This window comes from Pseudomonas sp. TWI923 (assembly GCF_039673365.1).
Taxonomy (GTDB): Bacteria; Pseudomonadota; Gammaproteobacteria; order Pseudomonadales; family Pseudomonadaceae; genus Aquipseudomonas; species Aquipseudomonas sichuanensis.
In genome coordinates this window covers 21,283-32,163 of the sequence record NZ_JBDJLM010000060.1, presented here as the reverse complement: position 1 = coordinate 32,163, position 10,881 = coordinate 21,283, and the positions used below count along the sequence as shown (strand labels likewise).

Here is a 10,881-nt window from a genome sequence, read left to right as displayed (position 1 = left end):
GGCTCCCACAGAGATCCCTGTGGGAGCCGGCTTGCCGGCGATGAAGCCACTGCAATTTTTCAGGCGTGTTCGGTAAACACATCCGCCAGCACCTGGTTGCGTGGCACCCCGGCAATGAATAGCCGCCGGGCAAACCGTTCCACACTCGCCGGCGACCCGCACACCAGCGCCATGGTCCGACGCGACATCAGCTTCAACCCAGCCAACGCCTCATCCAACTGCGCCGCCAACACCAATTCGACCGTCACCCCATCCAGCGCCTGTAACTCCTGCGCCAAATAGTGCCCTTCAGCGCTGTGTGCCACGTGCAGCACCCGAATCTCCCCCTGATGTCCCTGGCGCAGCGCCTCGCGCAAGATGCCCCACAACGGTGCCAACCCGGTCCCCGCCGCCAACAACCACAGCGGCCGCTCCTGCCAGTCCGGGTCGTAATGCAACGCCCCACCTCTCAACTCGCCCAGCCTCAGCTCATCGCCCACCTGTAACTGCCTGGCCCGATCACAAAAGGCGCCTGAACGCCTGCAATCAAGGTGAAACTCCAGAAAAGCTTCCTCGCCCGGCAGGCTGGCCAACGAGTAAGGCCGCGCAACATCACCGCACCACAGCACCTGGTGCTGGCCGGCCTGGTAGCGCAAAGGCCGCTCGGGCAGCAGCCGCAGGCGCAACACATCGCCAAACCAGGCCAGTTCGCTGACCGTGGCAGCAACACCGTCGCGTCGAGGGTCGAACAGTTCCAGCACCAGGTCACTGTTGACCGAGCACTGGCAGGCCAGGCGCCAGCCTTGTTCACGCTTGTCCAACGCCAGGGCCTCGGGCTTCGCATCCCCGGGCATACCGTCCAGGCAGCGCACCAGGCAGGCATGGCAACTGCCGGCGCGGCAGCTGTAGGGCACGGCGCAGCCGGCGCCGTTGAGCGCATCCAGAAGATTACTGCCGAAAGGCACCGCCCATTGGCGCGCCCCCACAGTCAGTTCGGCCATGTCGTTGATCTCCGAATACTCGCCTGATGATCAAGCAATGGGGCCGTTTGGCGGCCCTTCGCGGGTAAACCCGCTCCCACAGGATTTGCGCATGCCTTGTCTGTGGGAGCGGCGGTTCGCCGCTGCGATTTACCCGCGAAGGGCTGCGCAGCAGCCCCAGTCGATGTCACCCGTCAAACCATTGAACAGCATCACCCTGCCCACGTCATCAGCAAAAACGATGCCCGCCCCGCAGCCGACCAAGGTCCAGACCACCCGCAGGTGTTTCCCACGGCGGGGCGCGGTATACTGCCGCGCCTTTTTGCCCCGGCCCGACCAGCCGGAGCCTTGCCAGGCACTGCCGACATACCGGTGTGCGTTGTCGGTGTGCCTATTTGAATGTTCCCGTCTTTAAGAGGAGCGCGCTGCATGACCGTGATCAAGCAAGACGACCTGATTCAGAGCGTTGCCGACGCCCTGCAATTCATCTCGTACTACCACCCCGTCGACTTCATCCAGGCGATGCACGAGGCCTACCTGCGTGAAGAGTCGCCCGCCGCGCGTGACTCGATCGCCCAGATCCTGATCAACTCGCGCATGTGCGCCACCGGCCACCGCCCGATCTGCCAGGACACCGGTATCGTCACCGTGTTCGTGCGCGTGGGCATGGACGTACGCTGGGACGGCGCCACCCTGAGCGTCGACGACATGATCAACGAAGGTGTGCGCCGCGCCTACAACCTGCCCGAGAACGTCCTGCGCGCCTCGATCCTGGCCGACCCGGCCGGTGCCCGCAAGAACACCAAGGACAACACCCCGGCCGTCATCCACTACTCCATCGTCCCCGGCGACAAGGTCGAGGTCGATGTCGCAGCCAAGGGCGGCGGCTCGGAAAACAAGTCGAAGATGGCCATGCTCAACCCGTCCGACTCGATCGTCGACTGGGTACTCAAGACCGTCCCGACCATGGGCGCCGGCTGGTGCCCGCCTGGCATGCTGGGCATCGGCATCGGCGGTACCGCCGAGAAAGCCGCGGTAATGGCCAAGGAAGTGTTGATGGAGTCCATCGACATTCATGAGCTCAAGGCCCGTGGCCCGCAGAACCGCATCGAAGAGATCCGCCTGGAGCTGTTCGACAAGGTCAACCAGCTGGGCATCGGCGCCCAGGGCCTGGGCGGCCTGACCACCGTGCTCGACGTCAAGATCATGGACTACCCGACCCACGCCGCCTCCCTGCCGGTGTGCATGATCCCCAACTGCGCCGCCACCCGTCACGCCCACTTCGTGCTCGACGGTTCCGGCCCTGCCGAACTGGAAGCACCGTCGCTGGACGCCTACCCGGAAATCGTCTGGGAAGCCGGCCCAAGCGCCCGTCGCGTCAACCTCGACGAGATCACCCCGGAAGAAGTCGCCAGCTGGCAGCCAGGCGAGACCATCCTGCTCAACGGCAAGATGCTCACTGGCCGCGACGCCGCGCACAAGCGCATGGTCGAGATGCTCAACCGCGGCGAAGAGCTGCCGGTCGACCTCAAAGGCCGCTTCATCTATTACGTCGGCCCGGTCGACCCGGTCGGTGACGAAGTGGTAGGCCCAGCCGGCCCGACCACCGCCACTCGCATGGACAAGTTCACCCGCCAGATCCTCGAACAAACTGGCCTGCTGGGCATGATCGGCAAGTCCGAACGTGGCCCGACCGCCATCGAAGCGATCAAGGACAACAAGGCCGTGTACCTGATGGCCGTCGGCGGCGCCGCCTACCTGGTGGCCCAGGCCATTCGCAAGTCGAAGGTCCTGGCCTTCGCCGAGCTGGGCATGGAAGCGATCTACGAGTTCGAAGTGAAGGACATGCCCGTCACCGTTGCGGTGGACAGCAAGGGTGAGTCGGTGCACATCACCGGCCCTGCGCTGTGGCAGAGCAAGATCGCCGAAAGCCTGGCGGTGGAAGTTAAGTAATCCTCGCCCATGCGATATGAAACGCCCGGCCATTGCCGGGCGTTTTTATTCGATTTCATTATTTGGTTTCTGATTGCCGACCTTTATCGACACCGGTGACAGGGGCACTGCCGATATCGCCAACTGATATTTTTGCCAAGTTTCAACTGCTCGCCGCCTGAATACGGAGTCTTACCTGAACGCCGACAGGCGGAAGTCATCAGACTCCCTTGCAGACAGCGTCCGCCCCTAGGCTCTGTACGAAAAGTTTTGTGAGAGCGGCGGTGCGCCGCTCCCACAACGTTGGATGACCACACTTTTCGAACAAAACCTAGACACCGACAGCCATCGCACTGGATCGGCCTTCAAGATCTAAATACCGCTTACCCCTGATCACTTCCCACTTAAATGAGCCCTCATCTCCCACAGAGGAAAGGCTCATGACCCACTCACAATCCGCCAATCAATGGCTTCGTCGTTTCCGCGTCGAAATCACCTCCAACTCCAATCGCGTCTACGCCAACGGCCGCCAGCAGGTGGAAGTCACCGTCACCCTCGAACCGCGCGATGGCCAGACCATTTCGGAACAAAGCCTGGCCTCGCTCGAACTGCTGCAGATCGACGACGAAGGACAGTTCCACATCCTGGATGCCGAACTGCAAGCCCATCACGAGCGCGACCCGCGCTTTACCTACCACGCAGCCTCCGGCGTTGTGCCCAGCCCCTTGATGGAGTCCTCGCCCCGTACCCTCCGTCGCCGCTTCTACGTGACCTCGACACTGCCCGGCGGCACCCTGAGCACCCTGTATGCCGGGATCTGGAAGGACGAGCAGAGCCATTACGAAACCAACGTCGCCCCGTTCAAGTCGTCGGTGGTCATCGAGTCCATCTCGCCCCAGCGCCTCCCCGAGTCGGCCTTCGAGCTGAAGATGGAAGACAGCATCGCTTACAAGGAGTCCGTCGGGCGCACCTGGGATGACGAAGTCGAGCACCAGGTCGGTTACTTCGGCCTAAGGGACCCCAACACCTTCATCGTGGAAAGTCGCTCCCAGGCAACACCCGGTGGGCGCGCCTTCTATGAACGCCACAACTGGGACCATGCGCTGTTTTCCTTGCAACTGACCAACGACTACAGCCAGCACACCGAAGTGAGCGTCCATGGTGTGGGTCAGGCCTTCGCACTGGATGCAGGTACGCGGGGCCGCCTGACCCATCGCCCCCACCAGATGACGCTGCACCGCTACCACCGACGCTTCTATGCACGCCACTACAACGCGCTCAGCGAAGAGCAGAGCCTGTGGAAAGTCATCGACCGTAACGGCAACGAACATCGCATCGAATTCCTCAGCAAGGAAAACGGCAACGCCATCGCGTTCCAGGTCATCCAGGACAACGCCTGATCCACAGGCTCAGCGCCCCGAAAAGGGGGGCCTGGCGTTTCTGCTTCAACCGAGGAAAGCTGCATGTCCACACTGCACACCCAAGCCGGCAACTTCCTGGACTTCCTGAAGACCGGTGTAGACCAACGCACCGGCCAGTTCACCCTGGCCATCGCCCTGCCCCTGCCACCGGCCAACCAACTCTGCGGCCCCACCCTGCCCCTGACACTCAGCTTCAACCTGCTGAACTCCGCGCTCGATCGCGGTTATGGCCAAGGCTGGGCCCTGGGCCTGTCGGAAATCGATCTGGACCAGAACGCAGCAAGGCTGCGCCTGAGTTCGGGCGAGCAGTTCGCCGTCGACCTGGGTGCCTCCCAGTTCACCGTCAATGGCCGACTGGCGTTGCGCGATCAGAAGCTGGCCACCTTCCTGGTGACCTGGCAGGCCGACGGCAGCCTGCGCGTCGACCACAAGTCCGGGGAATGCGAGATTCTCAGGCGCCAGGACAGCGACAGCGGCCGCTACCTGTTGGCCGAGCTGCGCTCCCCGGAAGGTCGCCGGCTGTTCTTCGACTGGCTGCCGTTCGCCGAGGGCGATTACAGGCTCCAGCAGATCCGCGACGAGCAACGCACCCTGCTGAGCCTGGAGGATCGCCAGGGCGAACTGCACTTCATCCTGAACCCACACAGCGAGCAGTCCGCTACCTTGCGCGCGCTGCTCAGCAATGACTGGCTGACCGAGGTCCATCTACCTGGTGTCGACGAACCGTTGAGCATCGACTACGAGCCCATCGACCTTGCCGGCGCGACGACCCTGTTGCTGCCCAGCTACATCCGCAGCCCGCTGGGTGCCGAGGACTTCGTGCACTGGGCCAGCGACAGCGATGGCCATCACCTGCCGCCGGGGGCACCCTTCCCCTACCTGCCTCGGGTGACAGCCTGGACCCATGCCACAGGCCGCAATGGCAACGAACTCAACCGTAGCTATACCTGGCTCGGCGAACACAACTTTCTGGGCTTCGGCAGCGACCAGGCCTTCGTGTGGCACACCGGCCGAGACAACCTGTACCAGGTCGAAGGCGACTATCGCTACGAAGTCATCGAAACCTTGAGCGACGGCGACGGCCGGGCCCTTGGCAGCCATCACTTCACCTGGGACCGTCATCACCTGCTGGTCAGCGAAGTGACGCGCCAAGGCCTGTGTGAAACACGCAGGACCACCATCCATGGCGTGGACCCGAGCCTCACCTGGGAACAGCAGCCGGCCTGGTGCCAGTTGCCCCTGCAGGTCTGTATGACCTACATCGACCATGCCCGCGATGGCGCCAGCCGCACCGAGACCACTACCTACCGATACGATGATGCAGGCAACATCCTGCACGTGCGCTACCCCAGCGGTGTCGAGGAACACAACAGCTACTACCCGGCGACAGGCGCCGACGGTTGCCCAGCCGATGCCCTGGGCAGGGTGCGCTGGCTCAGGCACAAGACCGTGATGCCGGCTCCGGCTGACGGCCAGGCCCCCACACTAGGCACCCTGTATACGTACCAGGCTCTGCCATCGCTGCTCGAGGGCGAACCTGCCCACACCGTGGTGGCACGCGAACAGGGCTGGGATGAGAGCGAGCAACGCCTGCTGGAATCCACCAGCCAGGCCTACTGCACCGCACCAGGTCCCGGCTACGGGCGGCTGGCCGGCAGCGCCACGACCCTGAACGGCAAGACCACCACGACCGAGTACCGCTACCGCACCGAACACGACGAGCTGGTCACGCAGACCACGCTCATCGGCTTCGAAAACGACGCCGAGAACCGCTCGACCCGCAGCGATGGCCGCTCGCTGCTGAGCGGCCTGACCACCTGGGAGCGTGACGAAGCAGGGGCACTCACGACCTACGCCCATGACGCGCTCGGCCGGATCGTGCGCACCACCACGGCCGCCAATAGCCCCTACCAGGCCGAGCGCCAGGCCAGCTACCACCTGGGCGACGCCGTCGCCAGGCAAGCCGGCAGCGGCGAGGCGCTCAACCCCGTGATGGTCGAACAGGTCGAGATCACCGGTCGCCGCCAACGGCAGTGGCTCGATGGCGATGGACGAACGGTCAGGGTGGAGTTGGAAGATATCCAACAGGCACCCGGCACCTTGAGGACCGTCGCTCACACGCAGTTTGACGCGATGGGCCGTCCGGTCAGCGAGACGGCCGTCGACTGGCTCGGCAAAGGCATTGCGCCACTACGCCTGACCAGCACCACGGTCTATGACGATTGGGGTCAGGCCTCACTGCGCATCAGCCCCGAGGGCATCGAGCGACATGTTCGCCATGACCCGGTTCGCCAGCGTACCGAGCACTGGCAGGTTGCCGCAGGGCGCAACGGCCCGCGCCAGGTCATCGAGCTGAATGCGGCCGGCAGCCCTGCCCGACAACAGCATTTCGACAGCGACGGCCAGCTGGTGCGCACCTTGAAGCTCACACGCGACGGCCTGGACCGGGTCATCGAGGAGCGCCTCACCGCCCCAGGCGCTACCGACATCGTCAACCGCAAGCGCTACGACCACTACTCCCGGCTGGTCGAGCACCAGTTGCCCGACGGTACCCGCCTGGCCTGGACCTTCGCCGCCCACAGCGATGACCAGCACGTGGAATCCATTGCCATCACTCCCGCACCAGCGCAGGCCCCCGCATGACCACCGACCCCCTGATTCTCGGTCGCCAGACCTTCGACGGCCTCGGCCGCCAGCGCTCGGTGCAAGTCGCCGGGCGCAGCACCCACTACCACTACCGCGCCGGGCAGCTACCGCCCAGCGCCAACACCTTGGCCGATGGCAAGCGCGTGGCCTTCACCTACGAGCCACAGCTGGGTAATGCATTGCTTGGCAGCCACGCCGAGGGCGCCACACAGCAACGCCTCGACTACCACCCCACGCTCGGCCTGCCGTGCACCGCCAGTGGCGAGCTGGGCAGCCAGCATTGGAGCTTTGACGCAGCGGGCCTGCCACTGCGTGACGCATGGCAGGTCGATGGCGAGGAGCACAGCACCCAATGGCGCTACTCGCTCAATGGCCTGCTGCTGGGTTTCACCGACAGCGGCGCAGTGGAGCACCAGCGTCAGCACGATGGGTTCGGCCGGCTCAGTGTGCTCAAAGTCGGCGAAGTGACGACCACTTTTGCCTACGACGCCTTCTCCCGCCTCGACACCCTGACCACCCAGGACCCCGTCGCTGACCGTCGGCTCACGCGAAAAATCACTTACGACAGCCTGGGCCGCGAACATCGCAACACCTTCACCGTGGTCCAGGACGGCAACCCCCGGATCTTCACCCAGACCCTCGCCTACTCGGGCCTGGACCAACTCATCTCACGCACCTGGCACGACGGCGAGCAGCAGGGCGAAGAGACCTTCGCCTATGACCTGCGCGGACGCCTGGTGCACTACCGGGCCGACCTGCACGCCGCGCCGCAAGCCCCCTTCGGTAACCGGGTCGTAGAACAGCGCTTCAGCTTCAACGCCCTGAACGGCCATACCCAGATCATCAGTGCCTTTGCCGATGGCAGCCGTGACGAGGCTCGGTTCAGCTACGCCGCACACGACCCCACCCAGGTAGTCTCGATCACCCATACCCATCCATCCTGGCCCGAACGGATCGACCTCACCTACGATGCGTGCGGCCGGCTGATCGCCGACAGCCTGGGCCGTCAGCTGGCCTGGGACGCGCATGAGCGGCTGGCACGGGTGCAGCTCGATGGCCATACCTGCGAATACCGCTACGACGCCAGCGGCCACCTGTGCGACCGGGTGCTTGATGGCCAGCTCGATCGCAGCTTCTTCAGCGCCGATCAACTGACCCACGCGCAACAGTCTGGTCAACGCCACGGCCTGGTGGGTGATGGTGCCTCGCTGTTCGCGATCAACCACCCAGGCGCCGCTACCACCCTGCTGGGCTGCGACGGCCAGGGCAGCGTACGCCTGGAAGTGGACGACGATGTTCGCCAACGCCGCTACACCGCTCACGGCTGCGGGCCGAACGGTTCGGCCGTGTCCCGGTTCGGCTTTACCGGGGAGCGCCAGGAGCCGCTGACCAACTGGCTGATACCCGGTGGCTATCGCCCCTACGATCCGCTGTTGATGATTTTCCTCGCTCCCGACAGCGAAAGCCCGTTCGGCCGTGGTGGCATCAATGCCTACGCCTACTGCGGCGGCGACCCGGTCAACCGCATCGACCCGGATGGCCACAGCTGGATGAGCTGGACCTTGGCCGGCATCGGCCTGGCCATGGGCGCCGCAGCCTCCCTGGCCAGCCTGGGCAGCGCCGCCCCGGCCGTCGCCGCCGTCCTCGCCGGAGGCCTGGGCGCCCTGAGCGCCAACAGTGCCCTGGCAATCGGCACCGCCGCCCTCAGTGCCGTTTCCCTCGGCACCGGCGCCGCTGGTGCCGCCCTGCAAGCCAGCGATGCCGACAGCAAGGCCGCCAACGTGCTTGGCTGGATCTCCCTGGGCGCCGGCATTGCCAGCGCGGTGACGGGCATGGCGCCTGCTGCGGCCAAATGGGCCGCCGGGCTCGCGAACAGTTCAGGTCGCGCGGCCAGCAAACTTGCTCAATTCAAGCCCTACAAAATAGGGCCGGGTGACGGCCAGCGCCCCGCCACGGTGCTGTTCGGCAGGACCAAGGACAGCAGCGATGTGGCCTTCATCCCGAACTTGTATGCAGAGAACACCGCGGCATTCGTGACTCACGGCCACCCGCTGGGCATGCTGATGAATGCCCAGGGCCAAGCCGACGATGCCGTGAACATCGCCAGGAACCTGATCGCACCACGCCTGGCCGAGATGGGCTACCCGGCCGAGCAGAAGATCGTGCTACTGGCGTGCTGGGGCGGCAAGAGCGGTGCGGCGCAGAAGATCGCCAATGAACTGCGTCGGCCCGTGGAAGCCTACAACCAGAAGATTTTCCTGCGAGGGGCCGCCGCCCTGCAGATGCCTCGAACGTACGAACCGCTCTGGAACAAGGGCTTCAACAACATTCCTGTCTACAAGCCCTCTTTGGCAAGCAGGGCCTGGAGCCGGTTGCACGGCCATTTCCCGGCTTTTGCCGACAAACCCTACTCGGTTGCCAGCAGCAAGCTCTATCACCCTGGCTGAGCGACGCAAGCAGACAACTGTTCCGGCCAGTCCCGCCGGGTGAGGACCTGCCCCTCCTGCCTCACCCGACGGAGCTGAACAAGGTCAAGCTCGCACGACAACCATTGGCTGCCAGGCGGATCAAGCTCGGTGCTCAGTGCGATCACGCCATCCGCCGGCATGCCATGGTCCGGCGGCACGAACAACCCGGCGCGGCCGACATTCACGTCCAGCGCCGGCGACCAGCTCGCCTGCCCCACGGTCGGGCTCTGCAACACGGCGATCTGGCTCTCCAGCGCCCGGGCCTGGGCACCGATGCGTACGCGGTGATAACCGGCCTCGGTGTCGGTGCAACTGGGCGCCAGGATCAGGTCGGCACCGGCCTCGGCCAGGTGCCTGGCGAGCAGGGGAAATTCGTTGTCGTAGCAGATCAGGATGCCCAACCGCCCCAACGCCGTGTCGAACACCCGCAGCCCTCGCCCGGGGGCGATGTCCCACTGCTCGCGCTCGAAGCGCGTCATCATCAGCTTGTCCTGGTGGCCTAGCCGCCCCTCGGGGCCAAACAAAAAGGCGCGGTTGCGGTAGCGGCCATCGATACCCAGTACTGGTGCGCTGCCGGGCTGCAAATAGATGCCCCGACGCCGGGCGATGCCTTCGCACAACGCCAGCCAGGGCTCGATCAGCGGCTGAATCCCAGCGATCGAGCCCTTCAGGTCACTGCGCTGGGCGGCAGGCAACTGGCCGCTGAGCACCAGCCCTGCGTACTCAGGCAACAGCAGCAGTTGCGCGCCCTGCCCGGCGGCCTCGGCGCACAGCCGTTCAAGGTGCGCCGCATAAGCCTCCCAGGTTTCGAACAGCTCGATGGCGTACTGGCAGGCGGCGAGGCGGATCATGCCGGCAACGCCTTGAGCCAGAACGACATGATCTTGCTCGTTTGCTCCTGCTCGTCGAGGTCGCGCCAACTGTAAGTCGTGCGCAGCGAGGGCTCATGTAGAAAGCCACGGTTGCGCCAGAAGCCATGCAAGGGTTTGTAGTCCGAAGGCCGGCGCGGATGCCCCGCCGGGCGCTCCACCGCGCAGAAGGCGCAGCAGTCGAACTCGGCCAGTTTGTGCGCATAGGATTCGCGCTCGATGAAAAAGCGCACACCCAGGCCCTGGCCACGGTAGGCCGGCAGCAGCACCGACTCACCGAAGTAGTAGACCGAGGCCGGGTCACGGCCCTGGGCCAGGAACGGCTGCTGGAACTCGGGCGTCTCGTCCACCAGCGGCAGGCCGGTTGAAGCGCCGACCACCTGGCCGCCGTCCAGCGCCAGCACTGCCAGGCTGCGCCCGGACTGGGCATAGGTGGCCAGGTAGTCGGCTTCGTAGGCTTCAGTGCCTTGGTAAAGGTAGGGAAACTCGCGGAACACCGTCAGGCGCAGGCGAGCGAGGTCATCGATGTAAGGCGCGATGGCGGCGCCATGGAGCAGGCGAATTTCCATGGGGGGCGGTCGTTTTG

The 10,881-nt window shown here is 64.9% G+C and carries 7 protein-coding genes; 4 read left to right on the top strand and 3 right to left on the bottom strand.

Features of this window, described 5'->3' with window-relative positions:
* Positions 1-59: 59 nt before the first annotated feature.
* Entirely contained in the window at positions 60-980 is a 921-nt protein-coding gene (locus tag ABE459_RS19705) for an iron-sulfur-binding ferredoxin reductase (RefSeq protein WP_323833361.1), read from the bottom strand.
* A 408-nt stretch (positions 981-1,388) separates the two neighbouring features.
* On the opposite strand from ABE459_RS19705, the gene ABE459_RS19700 reads away from it, so the two are divergent.
* From ABE459_RS19700 to ABE459_RS19685, 4 genes are all read left to right on the top strand, one after another.
* Positions 1,389-2,912 carry a fumarate hydratase gene (locus ABE459_RS19700; RefSeq protein WP_023629003.1) on the top strand — a complete coding sequence of 508 codons (1,524 nt, stop codon included), beginning with the start codon at positions 1,389-1,391 and terminating at the stop codon, positions 2,910-2,912.
* A 419-nt stretch (positions 2,913-3,331) separates the two neighbouring features.
* Entirely contained in the window at positions 3,332-4,291 is a 960-nt protein-coding gene (locus tag ABE459_RS19695; protein ID WP_323833359.1) for a hypothetical protein, read from the top strand.
* A 63-nt stretch (positions 4,292-4,354) separates the two neighbouring features.
* On the top strand, positions 4,355-6,955 hold the full coding sequence (locus tag ABE459_RS19690; RefSeq protein WP_323833357.1) for a hypothetical protein: 2,601 nt from the start codon (positions 4,355-4,357) through the stop codon (positions 6,953-6,955).
* Positions 6,952-9,405, top strand: coding sequence for an RHS repeat-associated core domain-containing protein (locus ABE459_RS19685; protein ID WP_323833355.1), 2,454 nt, complete (start codon positions 6,952-6,954; stop codon positions 9,403-9,405). The genes ABE459_RS19690 and ABE459_RS19685 overlap by 4 nt, the downstream gene beginning before the upstream one ends.
* Here ABE459_RS19685 and ABE459_RS19680 read toward each other — a convergent pair.
* Together ABE459_RS19680 and ABE459_RS19675 are read right to left on the bottom strand one after the other, a co-directional pair.
* The gene (locus ABE459_RS19680) at positions 9,393-10,277 is read right to left on the bottom strand and encodes a carbon-nitrogen hydrolase family protein (protein ID WP_125465432.1); all 885 of its coding nucleotides are present in this window, start codon (positions 10,275-10,277) and stop codon (positions 9,393-9,395) included. The genes ABE459_RS19685 and ABE459_RS19680 overlap by 13 nt on opposite strands.
* Positions 10,274-10,864, bottom strand: a complete 591-nt coding sequence (locus ABE459_RS19675; protein WP_125465433.1) for a GNAT family acetyltransferase — start codon at positions 10,862-10,864, stop codon at positions 10,274-10,276. The genes ABE459_RS19680 and ABE459_RS19675 overlap by 4 nt, the downstream gene beginning before the upstream one ends.
* Between the last annotated feature and the right edge of the window lie 17 nt (positions 10,865-10,881).

Bases quoted from the DNA above. Each gene is read 5' to 3' on its own strand.
- ABE459_RS19705 (WP_323833361.1), bottom strand. From the start codon at position 980: ATGGCCGAACTGACTGTGGGGGCGCGCCAATGGGCGGTGCCTTTCGGC.
- ABE459_RS19700 (WP_023629003.1), top strand. From the start codon at position 1,389: ATGACCGTGATCAAGCAAGACGACCTGATTCAGAGCGTTGCCGACGCC.
- ABE459_RS19695 (WP_323833359.1), top strand. From the start codon at position 3,332: ATGACCCACTCACAATCCGCCAATCAATGGCTTCGTCGTTTCCGCGTC.
- ABE459_RS19690 (WP_323833357.1), top strand. From the start codon at position 4,355: ATGTCCACACTGCACACCCAAGCCGGCAACTTCCTGGACTTCCTGAAG.
- ABE459_RS19685 (WP_323833355.1), top strand. From the start codon at position 6,952: ATGACCACCGACCCCCTGATTCTCGGTCGCCAGACCTTCGACGGCCTC.
- ABE459_RS19680 (WP_125465432.1), bottom strand. From the start codon at position 10,277: ATGATCCGCCTCGCCGCCTGCCAGTACGCCATCGAGCTGTTCGAAACC.
- ABE459_RS19675 (WP_125465433.1), bottom strand. From the start codon at position 10,864: ATGGAAATTCGCCTGCTCCATGGCGCCGCCATCGCGCCTTACATCGAT.